This window comes from Roseibium algicola (genome assembly GCF_001999245.1).
In the GTDB taxonomy this organism is placed as follows: Bacteria; Pseudomonadota; Alphaproteobacteria; order Rhizobiales; family Stappiaceae; genus Roseibium; species Roseibium algicola.
Genome location: NZ_CP019630.1, coordinates 1 through 21,346 on the forward strand (window position 1 = coordinate 1; position 21,346 = coordinate 21,346).

General features: G+C 57.8%; 18 protein-coding genes, 1 pseudogene and 1 riboswitch. Of the genes and pseudogenes, 10 read left to right on the forward strand and 9 right to left on the reverse strand.

Annotated features, from left to right (window positions below; all coding sequences use genetic code 11):
* Positions 1-284: 284 nt before the first annotated feature.
* From B0E33_RS00010 to B0E33_RS00030, 5 genes are all read right to left on the reverse strand, one after another.
* Positions 285-890, reverse strand: a complete 606-nt coding sequence (locus B0E33_RS00010) for a thiamine phosphate synthase (RefSeq protein WP_075281625.1) — start codon at positions 888-890, stop codon at positions 285-287.
* Positions 887-1,660 carry a thiazole synthase gene (locus B0E33_RS00015; protein ID WP_077290044.1) on the reverse strand — a complete coding sequence of 258 codons (774 nt, stop codon included), beginning with the start codon at positions 1,658-1,660 and terminating at the stop codon, positions 887-889. The genes B0E33_RS00010 and B0E33_RS00015 overlap by 4 nt, the downstream gene beginning before the upstream one ends.
* Before the next feature lie 5 nt (positions 1,661-1,665).
* Positions 1,666-1,863, reverse strand: a complete 198-nt coding sequence (gene thiS, locus B0E33_RS00020) for a sulfur carrier protein ThiS (protein WP_077290045.1) — start codon at positions 1,861-1,863, stop codon at positions 1,666-1,668.
* On the reverse strand, positions 1,847-2,824 hold the full coding sequence (thiO, locus tag B0E33_RS00025) for a glycine oxidase ThiO (protein WP_077290046.1): 978 nt from the start codon (positions 2,822-2,824) through the stop codon (positions 1,847-1,849). Before thiO ends, thiS begins: the two co-directional genes overlap by 17 nt.
* Before the next feature lie 161 nt (positions 2,825-2,985).
* Positions 2,986-3,106, reverse strand: a riboswitch (TPP riboswitch).
* A gap of 47 nt (positions 3,107-3,153) precedes the next feature.
* The gene (locus B0E33_RS00030; protein ID WP_208997732.1) at positions 3,154-3,678 is read right to left on the reverse strand and encodes a P-loop NTPase family protein; all 525 of its coding nucleotides are present in this window, start codon (positions 3,676-3,678) and stop codon (positions 3,154-3,156) included.
* 146 nt (positions 3,679-3,824) lie between these two features.
* Between B0E33_RS00030 and B0E33_RS00035 the strand changes: the two genes are divergently transcribed.
* The gene (locus B0E33_RS00035; protein WP_031270780.1) at positions 3,825-4,760 is read left to right on the forward strand and encodes a pirin family protein; all 936 of its coding nucleotides are present in this window, start codon (positions 3,825-3,827) and stop codon (positions 4,758-4,760) included.
* Here B0E33_RS00035 and B0E33_RS00040 read toward each other — a convergent pair.
* Entirely contained in the window at positions 4,729-5,571 is an 843-nt protein-coding gene (locus tag B0E33_RS00040) for a DUF6030 family protein (protein ID WP_156912294.1), read from the reverse strand. The two genes, B0E33_RS00035 and B0E33_RS00040, sit on opposite strands and share 32 nt — an antisense overlap.
* 300 nt (positions 5,572-5,871) lie before the next feature.
* Here B0E33_RS00040 and B0E33_RS00045 point away from each other — a divergent pair.
* Both B0E33_RS00045 and B0E33_RS00050 read left to right on the forward strand, forming a co-directional pair.
* Positions 5,872-6,578: pseudogene (locus B0E33_RS00045) on the forward strand (class II aldolase/adducin family protein).
* 2 nt (positions 6,579-6,580) lie between these two features.
* Positions 6,581-7,474, forward strand: a complete 894-nt coding sequence (locus B0E33_RS00050) for an ROK family protein (protein WP_077290049.1) — start codon at positions 6,581-6,583, stop codon at positions 7,472-7,474.
* A 74-nt stretch (positions 7,475-7,548) separates the two neighbouring features.
* Here the strand turns inward: B0E33_RS00050 and B0E33_RS00055 are convergent, their stop codons facing one another.
* Positions 7,549-8,700 (reverse strand): DMT family transporter, encoded by a 1,152-nt coding sequence (locus B0E33_RS00055; protein ID WP_208997733.1) that lies wholly within the window; start codon positions 8,698-8,700, stop codon positions 7,549-7,551.
* A gap of 94 nt (positions 8,701-8,794) precedes the next feature.
* Here B0E33_RS00055 and B0E33_RS00060 point away from each other — a divergent pair, with 94 nt between their 5' ends.
* Together B0E33_RS00060 and B0E33_RS00065 are read left to right on the forward strand one after the other, a co-directional pair.
* Positions 8,795-9,373: a MarR family winged helix-turn-helix transcriptional regulator gene (locus B0E33_RS00060; protein ID WP_023014493.1), complete on the forward strand. Its 579-nt coding sequence runs from the start codon at positions 8,795-8,797 to the stop codon at positions 9,371-9,373.
* A gap of 150 nt (positions 9,374-9,523) precedes the next feature.
* Positions 9,524-10,288, forward strand: a complete 765-nt coding sequence (locus tag B0E33_RS00065; protein ID WP_075281618.1) for an FKBP-type peptidyl-prolyl cis-trans isomerase — start codon at positions 9,524-9,526, stop codon at positions 10,286-10,288.
* Positions 10,289-10,355: 67 nt separating this feature from the next.
* Here B0E33_RS00065 and sthA read toward each other — a convergent pair whose 3' ends face one another.
* On the reverse strand, positions 10,356-11,756 hold the full coding sequence (gene sthA, locus B0E33_RS00070) for a Si-specific NAD(P)(+) transhydrogenase (protein WP_023004084.1): 1,401 nt from the start codon (positions 11,754-11,756) through the stop codon (positions 10,356-10,358).
* Positions 11,757-12,169: 413 nt separating this feature from the next.
* Between sthA and B0E33_RS00080 the strand changes: the two genes are divergently transcribed.
* The 5 genes from B0E33_RS00080 (at position 12,170) to B0E33_RS00100 (ending at position 17,902) form a co-directional block, all read left to right on the forward strand.
* Positions 12,170-13,021 (forward strand): substrate-binding periplasmic protein, encoded by an 852-nt coding sequence (locus B0E33_RS00080; RefSeq protein WP_167579468.1) that lies wholly within the window; start codon positions 12,170-12,172, stop codon positions 13,019-13,021.
* A gap of 234 nt (positions 13,022-13,255) precedes the next feature.
* Complete coding sequence (locus B0E33_RS00085) at positions 13,256-15,442, forward strand: anthranilate synthase component I (RefSeq protein ID WP_077290053.1); 2,187 nt, start codon at positions 13,256-13,258, stop codon at positions 15,440-15,442.
* A 306-nt stretch (positions 15,443-15,748) separates the two neighbouring features.
* Positions 15,749-16,087, forward strand: coding sequence for a hypothetical protein (locus B0E33_RS00090; RefSeq protein WP_023004080.1), 339 nt, complete (start codon positions 15,749-15,751; stop codon positions 16,085-16,087).
* A gap of 137 nt (positions 16,088-16,224) precedes the next feature.
* Positions 16,225-16,749 (forward strand): TerB family tellurite resistance protein, encoded by a 525-nt coding sequence (locus tag B0E33_RS00095; RefSeq protein ID WP_167579469.1) that lies wholly within the window; start codon positions 16,225-16,227, stop codon positions 16,747-16,749.
* A gap of 304 nt (positions 16,750-17,053) precedes the next feature.
* The gene (locus tag B0E33_RS00100; protein ID WP_023014491.1) at positions 17,054-17,902 is read left to right on the forward strand and encodes a hypothetical protein; all 849 of its coding nucleotides are present in this window, start codon (positions 17,054-17,056) and stop codon (positions 17,900-17,902) included.
* Positions 17,903-17,911: 9 nt separating this feature from the next.
* On the opposite strand, the gene amt is transcribed toward B0E33_RS00100, so the two are convergent.
* On the reverse strand, positions 17,912-21,106 hold the full coding sequence (amt, locus tag B0E33_RS00105; RefSeq protein ID WP_208997734.1) for an ammonium transporter: 3,195 nt from the start codon (positions 21,104-21,106) through the stop codon (positions 17,912-17,914).
* Positions 21,107-21,346: the final 240 nt, after the last annotated feature.

The window sequence follows — 21,346 nt, forward strand, 5'->3', positions numbered from 1 at the left end:
AAGACTGGACCGCGCGATTTGAAATCGCCTCCGCACTCGGCCAGACCGAAGCAGTCAGGTCCGGCGCCGGTATCGGCATCCTTCACGACTTTATCGCGCGCGACAATGCCGACCTGATCGCCGTTCTCCCGGAGATAAAGCTTCACCGGGCCTACTGGATGGTGACACATGAAAGTTCGCGCCCTCTCCGCCATGTTGCCGCGGCACAGGATTTTCTGCGCGATCAAGTCGCGCGCGATAAAGCGATTTTCGTTTAACCAGGCCGAAGGCGAAACGAGTTCCACCTACCGCCAGGGATCTGTCGCCATTATCCATTCCCTGGTGCGCGCTTCCGGGTCGGCATTCCGGGTGATGTCGGTGACAACGGCTGCGATATCTGCGCCGTTCTCGAACACACCCGGCAGACGTTCCGGATTGAGGCCGCCAATAGCAACAAGCGGCAATTCGCCGATCTGCCGCTTCCACCGCCCGACCTTTTCAACGCCTTGGGGCGCCCATTTCATTTCTTTCAGGATCGTTGGATAGACAGGCCCCAGCGCGACATAATCGGGCTCGACAGAAAGAGCGGTTTCCAGTTCCTCACCGTCGTGGGTCGAAACGCCAAGTTTCAGACCCGCCTTGCGAATGGCCGCGACATCGGCGTCAGCAAGGTCTTCCTGACCAAGGTGGACAAAGTCGCAGTCCAGTTCAATCGCGAGCTGCCAATAGTCGTTCACGACAAGTTGGCAGCCGTGCTTTTCGCAAGCGCTCTTGGATGCTGCGATTTCCTTACGCAGGACTTCGTCGCTCGCGTCCTTGATGCGCAGTTGAACCAGTTTGACGCCAAGCGGAACCAGCCGCTCGATCCAGTCGGAACTGTCGACGATGAGGTAAAAGGGATCGAGCTTCATTCAAACACCGCCATTCCGAGAACCGGGGTAGAAGGAACCGCCATGTCGCGAGGTTCCAGGGGTTGGGCTTCATAGGCCAGGCGACCGGCCTCAATTGCAACTGCAAAGGCCTTGGCCATTGCGACAGGGTCTCCGGCCTTTGCGACAGCCGTATTCAGCAGTACCGCATCGAAACCGAGTTCCAGAACAGCGGCCGCATGGGACGGTCTGCCAAGACCGGCATCCACAACAAGTGGGATGCCTTTGAAGTGACTGCGATAGGCACGAAGGGCATCCGGATTGACCGGCCCCTTCGCCGAACCGATTGGCGCACACCAGGGCATCAGCACCTGGCACCCCGCGTCAAGCAACCGTTCGCCGACGACAATATCGTCCGTCGTATAGGGAAACACTTTGAAGCCGTCATCGCTCAGGATACGTGCGGCTTCCACGAGGCCAAAGACATCCGGCTGCAGGCTGTCGTGATGACCGATCACTTCCAGCTTGATCCAGTCGGTTCCAAAAAGGTCGCGTGCCATTTTTGCGGTGGTGACGGCTTCCTTCACCGAATGACATCCGGCAGTGTTGGGCAACACCTTGACGTTCAGTTCCCGGATCAGGTCCCAGAACCGGCCGCCTCCGCCACTTCCTGCCGTTTCGCGCCGAAGGGACACCGTCAGAATTTCAGCCCCAGATACCTTCACCGCGTCCGACAGAATTTGGGGTGACGGGTACTGGGCAGTTCCAAGCAGGAAACGCGACGCAACGCTTTCGCCGTAAACTTCAAACATGGGCGTCATCCTCCCTGCATCGGCGACAGGATCTCGATACGGTCGCCAGCTTGAAGGACGCAATCGCTTCGTTCTTCAGCACAAACCAGATCGCCGTTGCGTGCCGTTGCAAGAAACTCATGGTCATAGGCCAGTTCGTCCAGAAGCGCAGCCAGCGTCGCGCTGACAACTTCCTGAGGTTCGCCGTTAATGGTTAGCTTCAAGGGACTTCTCCTGAAGGTGTTGCACGATCGTGCCTGCCGCCTCCATGGCAAAATGCGGAGCAAGCAGGAAGCCGTGCCGGTAGAATCCGTTCATTGACAAGGTGTTGCCGGTAAACGTGAGACGAGGAAGATTGTTTGGATATGCCGGGCGCAGGCCCACCCCGGTTTCGATGATCTTTGCCTCGGCAAATCCCGGATGCAGGCTGTAGGCGGCATTTAGAAGTTCCATGGTGGACCGAACACTGACCGCTCCCTGGTCACCGCTTTCGATCATGGTTGCCCCGACCATGAAGACACCGCTGTCACGAGGCACCACATAGACCGGGATGCGCGGGTGCAGAAAGCGCACCGGCCGCGAAAGCGAGACATCCGGCGCGTGGAGGATCAGCATTTCACCGCGTACGGGACGCAAGTGCGGATCCGGTGAGGCCATGCCGGTACAATCGGCGACAAGATCGGTCGCCGCGGTGAAGTGCTGCGCCTCTAACCTCACCTTTGCACCGCTTTCAGACACTTTTGCCCGCAATGCCGTGAGGGCCTGCCGCGGATCGAGATGGGCTTCCCCGGCAAAATGGAGCCCCTTTGCAAATCGGCCTGCGAGGTCCGGCTCGAGTGCGCCCAGCGCGTCAGTTTCGAGCCGGACAAAGCCGCTGGTTCGAGAAGCAAAGCGACTTAACTCGCCGGTATCGCGCGGCGCGGCAACAACCAGCGTGCCATTGTGCCGGACCTGTCCCGGCAGAACCTTGCTCCACCAGCCAATGGAGGCTTGCCCGAGCCGCAGAACATCTTCCTCGGCACTTTCCCGCTCACACCATGGCGCCAACATGCCGCCTGCGAGCCAGGAGGCACTGGCGGTGAGATCCTTGTGTTTTTCCAGCAGCTCCACCCGCACACCGCGCGAGACAAGCTCATGTGCCAGTGCCAGACCGGCGACACCCGCCCCTTTGATACCGACCTTCATTCCGCCTCACCTGCCAGGGTGGACGTCAGTCGTTCGACATCACGGAATGTCTGATAGCCCGCTTGCATTCAACGGATCTCCGCCAGGACCGGAAAAGGTCCCGCATTTCGGACATTCGGCTTGGAAAGGTGGCCGGGTTGCAGCATTGCCGTGGCGAACGCAGCTGGCCGAGAACACCTTCCCTTCGCCAGCATGACCTGGATCAGGTTCGTCGGGTCCCTGCACTGCGCAAGTGCGCCAGCAGTATCTCAGCCTCTTCTGGAGGCACCCCGGGTGAGCCCCTGTTGTGCCGCCCGTCAGGCGCACCTGTCAAGAGACAGGATGAGCCTTCATCCTTGTTGCCAGGGTCGCGCCAGAAAGTCGTCGATTTCGGCAAGGGTGCTGAACCGATAGACTTTCAGATGATCCGGAGGTTCGCGGTAGATGTGCTCCAGCTTGGCTCTGGCGGAGTGTCTCGTTCGCCAGATGAACCTCAGGAATTCAACAGTTTGCCAGTTGAACTGCTCAGGGCAGCCCTCGGCCAGATCCGGACGGCTTTGCCCATTGTACTTCACCGACCGTTTCAGCACTCGAAATATGCGGCGCATTACCGGGACATCGAGCCAGATGAAAGTGTCGGCACGTTCGATACGTTCCGCATAGGTGCTTGAATGACCGCCCTCGAAGATCCACACATCCTTCAGATGGACCTCATGCGTCAGCCGGTCTTTCTCTTCCCGCGTCCGCTCGTTCCAGCCGGAGCGGTAGTGGATCTTGTCCATATGATAGACCGGCAGTCCGGTTTTCCGCCCAAGGGCAACGGCAAGCGTGCTTTTGCCCGAGCCCGGGCCGCCAACGATCATCACGCGTTTCATGTCGCACCAAACAAAAGCAAGGAAGGGCCGGTCGTTATACAGATTGTGCTGGGGATGAAAACCCGAAACAGACTGTTCAATGGACACTTTGGCTTCGCTGGCCCTATCTAGTTTGCAAGACAGAATGTTCTTTGATGGAGAGGCAGATGAGCTGGTTGAATTGCCCTGATCCCGTACCGGGAAATGCTGCAAGCTGTGACCCGATTGAAACGATCATCGTACCGCGGACATCCGACCTCGGCGGATTTTCGGTAAGACGTGCCCTGCCGTCTGCCAGGCGGCGGATGGTTGGCCCTTTCATCTTCTTCGACCAGATGGGCCCGGCAGAACTTTTGGTCGGCGGCGGTATCGACGTGCGCCCGCATCCTCACATCGGGTTGGCGACAGTTACCTATCTCTTTGAAGGAGAGATGTATCATCGTGACAGCCTTGGAACGGAGATTGCGATTGCCCCCGGTGCTCTGAACTGGATGAGCGCCGGCAAGGGCATCGTGCATTCCGAACGTGAGAGGCCGGAACGCCTGCAGGAAAAACGTCCCCTGTTCGGCCTGCAGAGCTGGGTGGCCCTGCCCAAACACCTGGAAGAGACCGACCCGACCTTCCAGCACCACGGCACTGAAGAACAGCCGGAATTTGCCGACAAGGGCGCTTCAGTCAAACTTATCGCGGGCGAGCTTTATGGCCACAAGGCACCGGTGAAGACAGCGTCCGACATGTTCTATGCCGATATCACGCTGGAACCGGGAGCGAAGATCCCGCTGGATGCCGGGTGGGAAGAGCGCGGCCTTTATACGGTCTCGGGCCAGATCACCATCGCCGGCCAGAATTTCGATCCGGCCCAGCTATTGGTGTTCAAACCGGGTGATCATCTGGTGATTGAAAACACGTCTCCCGTGCCGGCCCGTTTCGTAGTGCTTGGCGGCGAACCGATGGACGGCCGGCGTTATATCTGGTGGAACTTCGTGTCCTCATCGAAAGAGCGCATCGAGCAGGCCAAGGAAGATTGGCGTCTTGGCCGTTTCGATACGGTACCCGGCGATGCGGAAGAGTTCATTCCCTTGCCTGACCGTCCGGGGCCCTGACACTCCAGCCGCTCTCCAATGGCGGTGCTTTTTCAAACCTGTCGGCGGGCCGGATAAGGTCCGGCTCGCCAAAGTCCAGAATGATGTTGAGCCGTTGGCTTGCCAGCGGGTCACCCGTCAGATTTGGATCTTCCGGCGAAACCGACAGCCGCACGCCCCGGTGTGTCGTCTCCAGTTGCCTGAACCCGGAAACCGCCTCGCGAAACACTTCCGGAACCGTCCAGCCATACCGAAGCGACAGGGCGTCGATCACCAGCCAGACCGCATCAAGGCCGATCTGCATCTGGCGCGGATCTTCCACCACCAGCTTCAGCCGCAGATAATCGATGCTTTTTTCCGATGGGCCGCGCAGCAGAAAGAAAAGGGTTGTCGAACCGTAGTCGACACTGGGTGTGGTCAAGGGCACCAGGTCGGATGCACATTGCCAGCGGCCTTCACTGAAAGGTGCCCGGCTCCAGCCGGGATTTCCGAGCCCCAGAGACCGTAATTCGTCGCATAGCTGATCCGGCTGGCCCAGGAAGCTGCGTTTCAGCTCCGCGGAAAGTTCCGGTTCCGGAGCCAGCAGCACCTGCTTGGCCGGAGACTGCAGGGAAGAAAGCGGATCGGGCATCAAGGGGGCGGTTACAACGCTTTCCTCACTCCCTTGCCCGGCAAGGTGCAGGAACAGGCCGCCAACGGCGAAACCGGCAGCCAGCAACGCCAGGGTTCCCCAGATGTAGTACGGCGTCACCTGAGCACGTTTACGAGATCTGGACGCGCGGGTTGGCAGGCCGGGCCTCCTTGGCTCGCCTCCTTCAGACAGAGTTTCCATGTCTGACTCAGCCCAGCGCGGGCCCTTGGAACGGTGCCCCGGCCTCGACCTGGATTGCGCTCCCCTACCCGTCCGGTCTGCCGACATTGCAGCCGATCCAAGCAAATGCCTGAGCTTGTCTGCGAAACCTGCCATTCAGTCCCTTAACACCGCGATCCTCAACCGAGTGGTCAAGGGCACGGGATTTATCAAACCAATACCTTGAAAAGGCAACCGGATACCTGTCATGTAAGCGCCGCTTCCACGGTCGCGCAGCCAAACGTAACGCTCGCACCCGAACCAGAACCAAAGAGGCCCCGAATGCCCACCTTTCCAGGTGACACACCTGACCTGCGCCGTGCGATCATCGAGACAGCCCGCGCCTTGCCTCGTCTCGGACTGACCAAGGGCACGTCAGGAAATGTCAGTGCACGCACCGAATCCGGTTTTTTGGTGACGCCATCGGGAACGCCTTACGAAAATCTGACTGAAGACAAGATCGTCGCGCTGGACTGGGAGGGTTGCTACCGCGGCGAGACACTACCGTCTTCCGAATGGCGGATGCATCTTGACTTCTATCTGGCGAAGCCGGATTGCGGCGCGGTGGTGCATTGCCATAGTCCTCGCGCGACCGCCCTGTCCTGTCACCGGCGCGGCATTCCAGCATTTCACTATATGGTGGCGCTTGCCGGTGGCGACCGTATCGAATGCGCCCATTACGCCACCTTCGGCACCCGCGGATTGTCCGAGGCAATGATTTCAGACTTGGCGACAGAACGGCCTGCCTGCTTGCAAATCATGGGCAGATCGCCGGTGGAGCAACCTTGCAGAAGGCGCTGTCGACCGCGGAAGGCGTGGAAGATCTGGCAGACCAGTATCTATCAGCCCTGATCCTGGGTGAACCTGTGATACTGGATGCGGAAGAAATGACCGTAATCTTGAAAAAATTCAAAACCTACGGAAAACAAACAAGCGAACTTGAAGACGGCCAGACAGCTGCCTTCGAACTGCCAAGACGGATGGACTGAAAATGCGGCTGGGAATTGACTGGGGTGGAACCAAGATCGAAATCATCGCTCTTTCCAACGAGGGCGAGGAACTGTTCCGGCAACGGGTCGACACGCCCAGGGACGACTATGAAGGTTGTCTGGAAGCAGTCCGATTTCTGGTCGAGGCGGCCGAAAAGGCAACCGGACAGACTGGAACGCTCGGTCTTGGAATTCCCGGTTCGCTTTCCCCCAGGACAGGCCTGGTAAAGAACGCCAATTCCACCTGGATGAACGGCAAGCCCCTGGACCAGGACCTGCAGAGGGTCCTTGGCCGCCCGGTGCGTATCCAGAATGACGCAAACTGTCTGGCTGTTTCCGAAGCCACCGATGGCGCAGGTGCTGGAGCGCATATCGTTCACGCTATTATCATCGGCACAGGCAGCGGTTCGGGCATTGCCATCGACGCGAAAGCCCATCTTGGTGCCAACGGCATCGGTGGCGAATGGGGAGCGATCACCGTGCCCTGGCTAAAGCCGGAGGAGTATCCGGGTCCCGACAGCTGGATCGGCCACAAGGGCGCCATCGATCGCTGGTGTTCGGGAACGGGCTTTCAGCTCGACTACAGGGACAGAACCGGAACGCTGCTGAAAGGCCATGAGATCATGGCGCTGAAACGCTCCGGCGACGTGGTGGCAACTGCCGTCTACGAGGCTTATGTCAGCCGTCTTGCCCGTGCGCTTGCAATGTCGGCTAATCTGCTCGATCCGGATGTATTCGTCCTGGGTGGCGGCATGTCGAATATCGACGAGCTTTATGCCGACCTTCCGCCCGCGATGACGCCTTACATTTTCTCCGATACCTTCGAGACACCGATCCGCAAGGCTATGCACGGCGACAGCTCTGGTGTGCGGGGAGCTGCCTGGCTCTGGGGGTGAGAAATCACCTGGAACCCAAAGACGACAAACCGACCCCGCGAGCGGCGGGATCGGTTCTTAGGGGTATGGCAAGACTAGCCTGACTTTTTCGCTCCAGCGCCGCGCCCTTTGCTGACGAGCACAATACCTGCCCCGACAGCTGCGACGGCCGCCAGTTTCGCCAAGTTTGGCACTTCACCAAAGGCGAGATATCCAAGGCCAAGACCAATCACCGCGGCAACGGAGCCTATCTGGCTGAGATAGACAGGCCCGGCTGTGTGCTGCAGGCGGAAATACAGCCCGTACTGAAAAGCGAATATCGTTATTTGGGCTGCCAGCAGGCCTGTGGCCTCCAGTGACCAGGTGCCGGGTACAACGGGGATACCGGCCATGGCAGTAAATAGTCCGAGTGCCGCAAACCCGACCAGCATCATGCCGAGAGCAAGATTGACCGGCCGTGCGCCTGCTGGCCACTTCACCGTGCGAAAAATGTTACCGGAAGCCAGGAATACAGGGATCGACAGAGCAAACATCGCCCACCAAGAGGCATCCACGGAAAGCTGACGTCCAGACGCTGCCAGCAAGATGCCGCCAGCCAGACCGAACAGAACGCCGACCCCACGCAGAACCTGAAACTTCTCCAGGCGCAACAGAACAGCAAATCCATAAGTCAGAACCAGCGGAAAAGCGTAGCTCAGGGAGACAAACCCCGCCCCGACCTTTGGCGCAGCAACCACTGCGATCATGTTCGGGGCAATGAACAGGAGACCGCTGACCAGCAGGTAGAAGGCAAACTGGCCCCGGCTGACACCTTTGTGCCCTTTAGCGGCCATTCTTCCTCCGGCTGCAATCCTGCTAATAACGAACAAACCCGCAGCACCGCCAAGGATGGACCACTGCAACAGGGCCAAAGGATGCCACCCGGCCATGGGGGCGGCCTTCGCAATCACCGTGGATACGGCGAGAAAACCACCGACAATCAACAACAGCACCAACGGCTGATCCAAAGGACTTTCACGCCTCTCGCCTGAAAGAGAAGCTTGTTGCTGCAGGGAAGCCGTACTTACGGATGTTCCTAATCTGGTCGTGTCCACCATGGGACTGTCCTTCCTCACAATTTGGCGCTGGCTTGATGCTGCACCGTTGCCAGAACAGATAACGCATTTTATCTTGATTTCAAGATACTTAATCTCAAGATTCTTGACATCAGTTGACAGAACCACCCGAAACAGCGAGTATCGGAACAACAAAAACAGTCGATATGTCAGCTAGTTACGCAACCTCTTGTTCCCTTGTAAAAAAGTGCGTCATCTGACTGGAAATGATCTGGAGTTTCCGACCATGACCACCCGGTCAAGCGACACCAAGAAGCCATCGGATCACCTGTTCGGAGATCCGGAAGACCTGCTAATCGACCGTGCGGAGCGCGCGCGCAGGCAATGGCAAAGGGAAATACCCGAGATCGCGGAGCAGTTGTCGCCAATGGTTCTGCTTGGTCGATTGAACGAAGCATCTCAGGTTATGGGTCGCGACTATCTTGCCCCTGCCTACGCGGATATCGGACTGAAGACGGGTGAATTCGATGTTCTGGCGACCCTCGTGCGGTCCGGACCACCCTACAAGCTGACACCGACGGAATTGTACCGGACCACGATGATGAGCTCGGGCGGCATGACGGCCCGGGTCGATAAACTGGAGAAAGCAGGTCTGGTTGAACGCTGCCCGCATCCAGATGACAGGCGGGCACTCACCGTTTGCCTGACCCCAAAGGGACTGGACCTGATAAAGGGGCAAATGCCCGACTACATTGCAAAACAGCAGCAGGCGGTGAGCGGGTTAAGCGAAAAAGAACAACAGCAATTGTCGGACCTTCTGGAAAAGCTCATTCGCTCCGTCAACGATCCTCTTGGAAAGACCTGACTGGCGCATACGCTAGCCAGGCGCCTCTGGTCTGGAAACCACAAGCCACCCCGGCCTTGTCACTTACCGTCACTGTGATCGAAACCCGGATTGTATTCCTGTCCCAGATGACCAATTCTTGTCCGTAACAACACACCGGGACCACACATCATGCTCAAATGGGTTACGCGCATTCTCGCCATCATGCTCTTCGTCCTGCCGGCACAGGCACAGGAAGAGCTGCAGATCCGGGATATTGAAAAAGGTACCGGCGAAGAAGCAAACGTCGGTGAAACGGTGGTGGTGCACTACACCGGCTGGCTGATGGACGGAACGAAGTTCGACTCCAGCGTCGACCGAGGAACGCCATTTTCGTTCACGCTGGGTGAGCGGCGCGTTATTCCCGGTTGGGAAAAAGGCGTCGAGGGCATGCAGGTCGGCGGCAAGCGCGAGCTGATCATTCCGCCGGACATGGCTTATGGGTCACAAGGCGCAGGCGGGATCATTCCGCCGGATGCAACATTGAAATTCGAAATCGAACTGCTTGAGGTCAAGGCGAAGAAATTCTCCGATATCGACAACGGCACCTTGAAGGCAAAGCTCGCCTCGGGCACCACGGTCATTGATATCCGGCGTCCTGACGAGTGGAAGCAAACCGGCGTCATTCCGGGAAGCCACCTGGTTACGTTCTTCAATGACAGTGGCCAGGTGAACCCTGCCTTCGGCAGCGAACTTCAGAAGTTGGTTTCCGGCCCCTCGGACGAAGTGGTGTTTATCTGCCAGACGGGGCAACGAAGCCAGGCTCTGTCAGAATATCTCGCCGGACAGGCCGGCTTCACCAACGTGGTCAACGTCGAAAAGGGAATTGCACACTGGATCGAAGATGGCGGCGAAGTCACTCAGGCAGCCTTGCCGGAGAATTGCTGGCTCTGCTGAGTTCGGATCATCCGCCTTATTCCAGTTGATCTGCAAGAGCTCGTCAGACAAGGCCGCCACCGCTGGTTCAGTGATCCAGTGGCGGCATACGGTTCCAGGCATCGAGCGCGGCGATCTTGTAGGCCTCGGCCAGTGTCGGGTAATTGAAGGTGTTTTCGACGAAATACTCCAGCGTACCACGCAGATTGAGCACGGCCTGACCGATGTGAACCAGTTCGGTCGCGCCCTCGCCCACAATATGACATCCCAGAAGCCGGCGGGTCTTGAGCGAGAAAATCATCTTCAGCATGCCGGTATCGAGACCCATGATGTGGCCGCGTGAGGTTTCGCGGAAACGGGCAACGCCGCACTCGTAGGGAATGCCGCGTTCCTTGATCTCCTCCTCGGTCATGCCGACGGTCGAAATTTCCGGAACCGCATAGATGCCATAGGGAAAATACTCTGGCGGATCGTAGGCCTTTTCTCCCAAGGCCTGGCAGGCTGCGATGCGCCCCTGCTCCATGGATGTCGAGGCAAGGCTCGGAAAACCGATGACATCTCCAGCCGCATAGATATGCGGCACGTCGGTCTGGAAAGTCATCGGATCGACCTTCAGACGACCACGGTGGTCCACTTCCAGGCCGCAGCTTTGCAGGTTCAGGTTCGGGGTCGCGCCCATGCGCCCTGCCGCGAACAGGATGACGTTGGACCGGACACTACGTCCGCCTTCCAGCGTGATTTCACATTCTGCGGGACCATGTTTTTCGATCTTCTGGACCTTTGCCCCGAAGCGCAGCGCAATTCCGCGGTCTCGGAGCTGATGCGTAAAATCGGCAACGAGCTCCTTGTCCAGGAAGTCGAGCATCGTTTCGCGCGGCTCGATCAGCGTCACGTGTACATCGAGCGCGGAAAATATCGAGGCATATTCGACACCGATAACACCTGCGCCGATGACAGCGACCGACCGGGGCAATTCGCCAAGCTCGAGGATCTCGTCGCTGTCGAGAACATACTCGCCATCAAAGGGAACATAGTCGGGGCGGAAGGGCTTGGTGCCGACGGCGATGATGAACTTGTCCGAGGTGATGAAATGAACTTCCCCGGCATCGCCCTCCACTTCGATCTTGTGCGGCTCGATGAACCTTGCCTCGCCCCGGATCGTATCGACCTTGTTTCGGGCAAACTGGTGCTCCAGAACCTCGACCTCGTGATTGAGGGTGATGTGCAACCGCGCACGAAGGTCCGCAGCCGTCAGGTCTTCCTTCACCCGGTAGGAGCGACCGTAGAAGCCTCGTTCGCGCCATCCGGTCAGGTTGAGCACGGTCTCACGCAAAGTCTTGGAAGGAATGGTCCCGGTGTGCACCGAAACGCCGCCGACCCGCCGTCCGCGTTCCACCACCAGAACATTGTATCCGAATTTTGCCGCCTGAATCGCCGCCCGGCGCCCGGCCGGTCCGCTGCCGATCACAACCAGATCGTAGTGTTCCATGTGCCCCTCACTGCCAGTTTTCTGTCAGCCGCTCGGCCTCCGTTCGTGCGGAGGCACCTTGTTGAAAATCGCTGCACTGCAAAAACAGCATCTTGGCGGAAGGGTCAAGAAGGCAAGCGGAAAATGAAGGTTTTCCGTGAGCTTTGGTGGAGAAGCCGGTCGTGACCAGAACTTGTATCCAGGTTGCAAGACAAACACGGTCCGTCGTCTATATACTCGCCATCGATGAGATTCTCGGTCTCTGCCGAGCCATTCCCCTCACATTTCATGCGACCTTTCAGGAAGCTGAAGTTCGAGAGCGAAACGTTAATATGAAGCACCTTCACGACAGCCAGACGTGAACGGGATTCCCAACACTGAAAGGGTCGACCACCTAAATGGGATCATCGCCTTCCCAGACGGCGTGCCGGGCAATGGCATTGCTTGAAAGTATTACAGTCAGGCTGCCGCATGCGTTGGTTCTATTCAGTGCGATGCTGCTTTCGCCGATCGATAGCGCGAAGGCGGAACAATCCGGCCAATGCCCGATGCATGAAGAGATCGTTCTTGCAGCGGAAGATGCCTTTTTTCCCTATTCAGGCCTTCATGAGGGAGAGCTACGCGGATTTGCAGTGGATCTAGTAACCGCCGCCTTGAGCGCAAAACACTGCGACGTCACGCTCCACGTCATGCCGTACAATAGGTGCATACGTGAGGTCGCGCAGGGCAGACAGCTTGGCTGCTTCGACACCACCGGCTCGGACGAAAACAGGCGTAATTTCATTTTTCACCAGACACCGCTCTTTTTCGGAAAGATCCTGGTCTACAGCCATCCGGACAACACGGCGAAATTTCATCCCGATTTCCTGAAAGACAAGACCTTCTCCGTGGTCAGAGGGTACACCTACACCGACGCCTTTGATGCCGATGAGACGATCTCGAAGGTAGAGGTGGATTCCGATCTGCAGACACTTGCGCTGGTAGCGAAGAGGCGAACCGACTACGCCGTCGCCTACGAAAAGGTTGCCGACTTTCACATCAGCAACAGTCAGGATCTCATTTCCCCAGCCCCCAAGGCTGTCCACGAACTCGCAAGGTTCGGTCTCTTCGTGTCATTTTCCAAATTGACGCCCGAGCGCTCAAGCGCGGTAGCAGCCCTTCTCGATGAGGGACTGCACGCCATACAGGAGAATGGGACTTATGATGATATCGATGCAGCCTGGGACGAATGGCTGAAGCACGGTCTGAAGGATGGGCGCCCCGCGCCGCACTGGAAAAGCCGGTAAAACGTCAGGTAGTCTTTTTTCATTGCCATCCAGAAGCGTATAATCTATCCCTCTTGCCATGAACATGAACCTGAAAGCAGCTTGGTGGTGGCGTCGCGCGAAATAGGCGGCCAGCGATCAGTCATGCTCTGAAGGGATCGAGTATCAAACCAAAGGCCGCCGCGGGACACCGCTGGCGGCCTTGGTTCTTTATAAGGCCGTCACAAAGGCAGCCACCAGAACGGGACCAGAGACATGCCGGTGCTGGCAGACCAGACCTATGAAACCGATTGCGGGATCACCATCCTGCGCACATCGCGCCCTTCCGACTACGAAACCGGAACGTCGGAATGGATCGACCGGCTGGATGCCGAGATGGGGGCGGTCCTTTCTTCCTCCTATGAATATCCCGGACGGTATACTCGCTGGGACATGGCGCTGGTGAACCCGCCCCTGGTGATGGAAGCAACGGACAGAAACGTCGAGATCCGTGCGCTGAACGACCGCGGAGGCCTGCTGCTGCCGGCAATTGCCGAAGTGCTGAAAAAACATGACGATGTGGACACGTTCAATGCCGACACCGGCAAGATCCAGCTAACGGTCAAGCGGCCCGACCGGTTGTTCAACGAGGAAGAACGCTCACGCCAGCCGTCTACCTTTTCGATCATCCGTGCCCTGAAGGACATGTTCGCCTGTGGCGATGACCAGCTCGGGCTCTACGGCGCCTTCGGCTATGACGTTGCCTTTCAGTTCGAACCCATCGAACAGAAGCTCGACCGGCCGGACGACCAGCGCGACGTCGTCCTGTTTCTGCCGGATGAGATCCTGATCGTCGATCACCACGGCAAACGCGCCTACGTGCTGGAATATGATTTTGTTGTCGGTGGTCGTACCACCAAGGGAATGGAGCGGACAGGAGCCAAGCAGCAGTATACGCCGGCGAACCGCGACCCTGGCCGCGGTGATCATGAACCCGGCGAATATGCAAAGCTTGTCGAGAAGGCCAAGGACTACTTCCGCAGGGGCGATCTGTTCGAGACTGTGCCCGGCCAGACCTTCTACGAGCCCTGCGCCAATCCACCTTCCGCCGTTTCGCGGCGCCTCGCCCAGATCAACCCTTCCCCCTATTCATTCTTCTTCAATCTCGGCAACCAGGAATATCTCGTCGGCGCTTCGCCGGAAATGTACGTGCGGGTCACCGGAGGTCGCCGGGTGGAAACCTGCCCGATTTCCGGAACGATCCGGCGCGGCAAGAACGCCATTGAAGACGAAGCCCAGATCCGCAAGCTGCTGAACTCTGCCAAGGATGAAGCGGAACTGACCATGTGTTCCGATGTCGACCGCAACGACAAGAGCCGCGTCTGCGTTCCCGGCTCCGTTCGGGTGATCGGGCGGCGGCAGATCGAGATGTACTCCCGCCTGATCCATACGGTGGACCACATAGAAGGCATCCTGCGTGAGGACATGGATGCGCTCGATGCTTTCCTCTCCCACACCTGGGCGGTGACCGTGACAGGCGCTCCCAAACGCTGGGCCATGCAGTTTATTGAAGACCATGAAAAGTCGCCACGCGCCTGGTATGGCGGCGCAATTGGTGCCGTGCTCTTCAATGGAGACATGAACACCGGCCTGACGTTGCGCACCGTGCGCATCAAGGATGGCACAGCCCAGATCCGTGCCGGCGCGACCCTGCTGTACGACAGTGTTCCGGAAGACGAGGAAGCCGAAACCGAACTGAAGGCGGAAGCCATGCGGGCAGCCGTTCGCGAGGCCGGTCTTGCCGTCAATGCGCAGGAGAAGCGCGAGGACCGGAAACCCGGCAAAGGTATGAAGATCCTGCTGGTCGATCACGAAGACAGTTTCGTGCACACGCTTGCCAACTATTTCCGCCAGACCGGCGCAGATGTCGTTACCTATCGAACCCCGGTGGCAGACCACGTTTTTCACGACGTCAATCCGGATCTGGTGGTCCTGTCTCCCGGCCCAGGCAATCCCAAGGACTTCGACTGTGCCGCCACCATCGGCCGGGCTCGCGCGCGCGCCTTGCCCATCTTCGGCGTCTGCCTAGGGCTGCAGGCGCTCTCCGAATACTTCGGGGCGGAACTGGGCCAGCTTGACGTACCGATGCACGGCAAACCTTCACCGATTTCCGTTTCCGGAAACTCGTTGCTGTTTGAAGGTCTCAACGCCCCGGTGGTCGTCGGCCGCTACCACTCGCTTTACGCCAAACGGGAAACGGTGCCGGCAGATATCCGCGTGACTGCGGAAACCGAAGACGGGATCGTGATGGCGATAGAACACGAGAAAGAAGCGATCGCGGCGGTGCAATTCCATCCGGAGTCGATCATGTCTCTGGATCAGGATGCCGGCCACAAGATTATAGAAAACGTGGTTACACGCCTTGTTGCGTCAAAAGACCAACAGGTGGCAGCAGCTTCCTGATTTGCGAGCGCCAGGGCAATGTCAGCCCTCTCCATACGTTGAAATCCCGAACGGCGCCGTTGATGGCGCCGTTTCACTTTTTCCATTCAACGTCTTGTTTCTCAATACCGTTTACCCACGCGCGCGAAAGGTCCCGGCCCATTTCGTTCCTGAAACTTGGTGTTCCACATCTGAAAATTTCGTGACTGAAAAATCAGGAACGATACCGGGTGTCATTGCATTTTCTCCCCGACCGCCTCAACGGCACGGACCTCAAGTCAGGTCTCAGTCAGTTGCAGGTGTCTCACGAAGCAAAGGAGAAAACCAATGCTTACCCTCAAGAAGACAATCGTTCCGCTCATGAGCGCATTCATCGCCTCCACGGCAATGGTCAGCTTCGCACAGGCGGAAGACCCTTGCGGCAGCGACGGAAGCGGCGACAAGCCAATCGTTGCATGTCCTGAAGCAAACGCAGCAGCTGCGGCTGACGCACCGGTTGATGCCCCCAAGGCAATGGTGGGCGATCTTGACGGCGACGAACCGTTGACCGCCGAACAGCAGGTTGAAGGCCGTGTTGAAAACCACGCTTCAACCAAAATGGACCTGGACGGCAATCAGGCAACCAACCAGCCGCTCATGGACAAGACCGACGGCAACGATTCCTAATTGAGCCGTCGAAAAACAGTCGCGCCGAACCGGCGCGGCTTTTTTTCTTTCAACTCCCGGCACCCTCGTGATTTTTGTCACGATTTTTCCCGCAACCTGAGGTAAAGCTGACGCAGTTTTTTTGAAGGAGATTGTCCTTGCATATTCTGCTTGCAGCTCTTGGCATTTTAGCCGCTGGCGCTTTTTGGATCTATCGAGTTCGCAGGGTCGCCGACAACACCAGGGTGGTGCTTGATGCTGCTCAAGACATCAAGGCAGCCGCACGGCGTTTCGGTTTCAGGACACGAGCAAACCAGCACCCGGCGGAAGGTGTCGATGACCCTCGTGTTTCGGCTGCAGCTCTGCTGGTCCTCGTCGCCGATACCGATGGCGGCATTTCCAGAGCCGAACAGGATATGATCCTGGAACAGCTTCAGTCGGTGTTTGCAATGCCTGCCGGTGAAGTGGAGGAACTGTTCCAGTTTGCCAAATGGCTCGCCAATCAGAGCAGCAATCCGGACGACATGATCCGGCGCCTCATCAAACGTACGGTAAATCTTGGCGGCCGCGACACTCTGCCAGATTTGATCCGCATGGTCAGTGCGGTGGGAAAGGCCGACACCGGAACCCTTACAGACGACACCCAACAAGTGATCGAGCGTCTCAAACAACTGAATGCCTGAGATCTAATTTTACGTCACGTAACTTTAGTATCGAAAGATAAGTTCTGCATCTTCGTTTCGCATGTTTCAGCATGATTTGAAGACTGCTTTGCCAAAAGAAAGTTGATTAACAGATTACAACAGAGTTCTATGGATATACGCAGTCTGATTTATTCAGCCTTCACTGTTGAAAAGTATAAATACCAAATCCTGTCAAAACAGGTTTCAGGGAGACATGATGGCCGTAAGCGTACCAGAGGCAAGGACACGCAGGGTTCGGTCGTGGGGTGACGCATGCCGCTGCCTCGTGGTGGCAGCCATTGTGATGTTTCCATTTTATGGTCAACCTTCCGCAGCCGAAGATGGCGCGTCGTTGAAGAACCACATCCTCGGTCTTGGAACCTGCCCTCCCTGGAACCCGCAATCGGTCGAAATCTGCCGTTACAGCGTGGACAAGGTGATGTCCTCACTGGCCCCGAGGCTCGACGCCGGGCCCGACCGACAACACTTGCTTGTCAACGAGGGCGCCAGTGCTGCGGCACTCAAACTCAAGGCAACCGAACTCGCCAACAAGCTCGGACCTGAAGACCGGCTGGTGATCTATGCCAACTTGCCACTTGGTGTTGTCGAGCAAACCGGCACCGCTGACCAAACCAACTATGCACTGGAACTCTGGGCCAGCGCCAAGCCCGAGACAACGCTTCAGGCGATCAGCGACGGAACCTGGATGTCTGCTTCTGCGTTTGCGGCACTGATCCACGCCATTCCTGCTGGTGAAGTCATTTTGATACTCGACACCAACAATCCTCAGGCGTTCGACCTTGGCCTTCTTGAACATCATGCGGTCGATAACAAGAACAGGCCGGAAGCGTTGGTCATTTCCTCTGGTCCAGGCCAGTCAGCCAATTATTCCGCAGACCGCACGATATCGCTGTTCGGAAAGCATCTCGCTGTCGCGTTGCACGCTGGCGAAGGCACCCTGCAAGACATCGTGACGACGGCTGTCAACGGCACCCGGCAGGCGGCCATTCCCATCTGCGCGGAACTCAAGGAAAAGCGCGGCGAGACAACCGAACCGCAGCCCGACTGCACCCAGGTGCCGGAAATACACGATCCCGATGCCCTGCTGAACAGGACCGTGCTTCTGCCACTGTCGGAATCCAACGTGAACTGAAGCAGGCGTTTAGCTGGCCAGGTTCTTCTGGTTGGCCGCTTCAAACACCTGCAGCCCGCCGAACTTCAGCCGATCGAGCGCCTCACTCACTTCTTCCGGGATACTCCGGACAAGTTTGGACGTCGGCGCGGGCATTCCAATCAGATAACCCTGAGCTTCGTGGCATCCGCGCTGTGCCAACAGGCAGAGCTTTTCCGTGTCTTCCACGCCTTCGGCGACGACGCGCATCTTGAGAGCCTTGCCGAGCCTGACCACCGTTTCGATGATCGCCAATGAACCGTAATTGCGCTGTGCTTCGGAAACGAAGGACCGGTCGATCTTGATGCAATCGAAGGGAAAGCGGCTCAGGTAGCTGAGGGACGAATAACCGACGCCGAAATCGTCCAGCGCTATTTTCACCCCGATTTCCTTCAGGCGTGTCAGTACCGCCAATGCTCTGGCGTCGTCTTCAATCAGGGTGTTTTCGGTGATTTCCAGTTCGATCCGCTCAGCCGGAACACCTGACGTTTCGATGGCTCTGCGAACGTCATCGACAAAATCCCGATCACGGAACTGAACCGGGCTGACGTTGATGCTGATGCTGGCAGTCGTGATTGTCGAAGAGGCTATCCTCAAGGCTTCAGCCAACACATATTTGCCGATCGGAACGATCTGTCCGGAAGCCTCCGCGACGGGAATGAACTCGGCAGGACTGACAAGCCCACGCTCTGGATGGTTCCAGCGGATGAGCGCTTCATAGCTGACGATACGCGCGGATGCCAGGCACATGCGCGGCTGGAAAAACAACTCGAATTCGCCCGCCGAGAGTGCCGTATTCATGTCCTTTTCCAAGGCCCTGCGCTGGCGGACTTCATCCCCCATGCCCGGCTGGAAGACACAATAGGTATGCCGTCCGCCGTTCTTGGCGTTGTAAAGAGCGATGTCGGCATTGGAGATGACCTGGTCTTCGGCGTCGTATCCGGTCATCAGCGCAACACCGATGCTTGCTCCCGGTTTCAGAATTAGCCCGTGGCCACAGTCGATCGGCTCTGACAGGGACTTGACCAGACGCATGGCCATATCCTCTGCCTGATTGGCGAATTGGATGCCGTTCTGGATGATCGCAAACTCATCGCCGCCGAGGCGTGAGACGGTATCGCCGTGGCGGCACGAGTGGCGCAAACGCTCTGCGGTGACCCGGATGACGATGTCACCGACCGGGTGACCGTGCAGATCATTGATATCCTTGAAGCGGTCCAGATCTATGATCAGAAGGGCTGCCGACATACCATGCTGCTTGCACTTGCCGATGGTCTGTTTGAGCTCGGCATTGAAAACGGCGCGATTGGGCAGGTCCGTCAACGGATCGTGCTGGGCAAGGTGCAGGATCTGTGCCTCAGCCTTCTTGCGCTCCCTGAGATCAACCAGAGCGGAGACGCGAGTCGGAATGCCGCGATAGGAAATGACACGGGTGCGTATCTCGACGGGCACACGCTCACCGGAGCGGTTGATCAGAGTGACTTCCCTCGGTTCCTTTTCCGCCTTGACCAGATGCTCCTCGAGCGTGCCGGCGAGTTCGTTGTCGACAAACTCGTACAGTCCGCGCATCTCGAGTTCGTCAATCGGATAGCCGATGAGATCCTCAAAGGTCTTGTTGCCGTCCAGGATCCGTCCGTCGACCGAAATGACGATTGCATCGAATGTGGCGTTGGCAAGGGCCGACAGGCGTTCAGCCTCTTCGCGCGTGCGCTTGGCATCTGCGGCACGATTGTGAGCCTGTTCCTCGTTCTGAACGGTATCCATGAGCGCATTGAACAGTCGCGTCAGGCGTTCTGAATCATCACCCTTGGCAACTTCCAGTCTCATGGAAAGGTCCGCCTTGCCGGCAATCAGGCGATCAAGTGCATCTTCCACATGTCCGATACCGAGCCGCGTGCCGTGCTCCGCCTCGTTGAGGCCAAGATCCTCGCTTGCAAGGTCGAGCCGGATCGGCTGCATCTTGTTCAGGACGGACAGGACAAGCCAACCGGACCCGAAACTCCAGACAAAGCAGGCAAGCGCTCCGGTGAACTGGACCAGAAACTGCGGCAGATGAGCTCCCAGCGGCAACTGGTCTGCTGGTGCCAGAAGCGCCAGTCCCAGCGTACCGGCAACGCCTGAAAATCCATGTACGCTGATTGCGCCGACGGGATCGTCAATCTTCAGGACACGTTCCAGAAGGACCGCACCGAAAATGGCAACGGCACCACCGGCGGCACCGATCACCAGTGCACCGACCGGGGTCAGAAGATGGCAACCGGCAGTGACGGCAACCAGGCCACCCAATAGCCCCGAGATCGAGTTTTCCGGCAGAATGACCTTGTCTTTCTGCCGGCCAAGAAGATACCCCGCCCCGGTGCCAGCCGCGGCGGCAAGAACGGTGTTGGCAAGGATCATCGGCACATGCCAGGAGGCGGCAAGTGTGGAGCCGCCGTTGAAGCCGAGCCAGCCGACAAAAAGGATCAACGCACCAGACGTTGCAAGAACGGAACTGTGGCCCTGAATGCGATAGGCCCGCCCGTCGACTCCGAAGCGGCCGGATCTCGGCCCCAGGATCACACAGGCAGCCAGCGCGATCCATGCGCCCGTGCCATGGACCACCGTTGACCCGGCGAAATCGACAAAGCCGATGTTGGCAAGCATTGCCGTGGCATCTGAAAACAGCGCCTGTCCCCAGGCCCAATGCGCAAACACAGGATAGATCAGCCCGGCAGTCAGCACGGAACACCAGATATACGCCGAAAGGCGCATGCGTTCAGCCACCGCACCGGAAATGATTGTTGCCGCCGTACCGCAGAACATGACCTGGAAGGCGAAGATGGTCAGGCCCCAGGGATCAAGGTCGGACAGACCGAACAGCCGCGTGTCAAATCCCGCAAACCAGCTTCCGCCGGCGCCGAATGCCAGCGAAAAGCCAAAGACCGCAAAGATCAGAACGGAGACGGCGAGATCGAGAAGGTTCTTCTGGGCAACGTTGATCGAATTCTTGGAACGGACGAGGCCAGCTTCCAGCAACATGAAACCAACTTGCATCAACAAAACCAGCCCGGCTGCAAACAGCACCCAGACCATGTCCAGGCTCTTCTGGAAAGTCGCCAGCTCCATTGTCTGCGCGGCCACTGCAGGCCCCGCCACCAGAATACCGGCACCGCAGAGAACGGATCTAGTGTATGCCGCCCGGCTCATGATGTATTTGCCCCATCGTTCGAAAACACAGGCATGATTTCGCCGAGAGGTTAATTCTGTCTTGCTAATTTTGTCAGGTCTTTTACTGCAAAATGGATGCCCATTTCTTCAGCAATCTCACCTAAATTCAAATGAACAAAACCCTAAATTTAACTAACTGAAATAATTGATCAAATTCGCCCCAACCACGCCAGCACCAACGCCGTACCGGGTATATCCCCGCAGAAAACATGCTCAAAA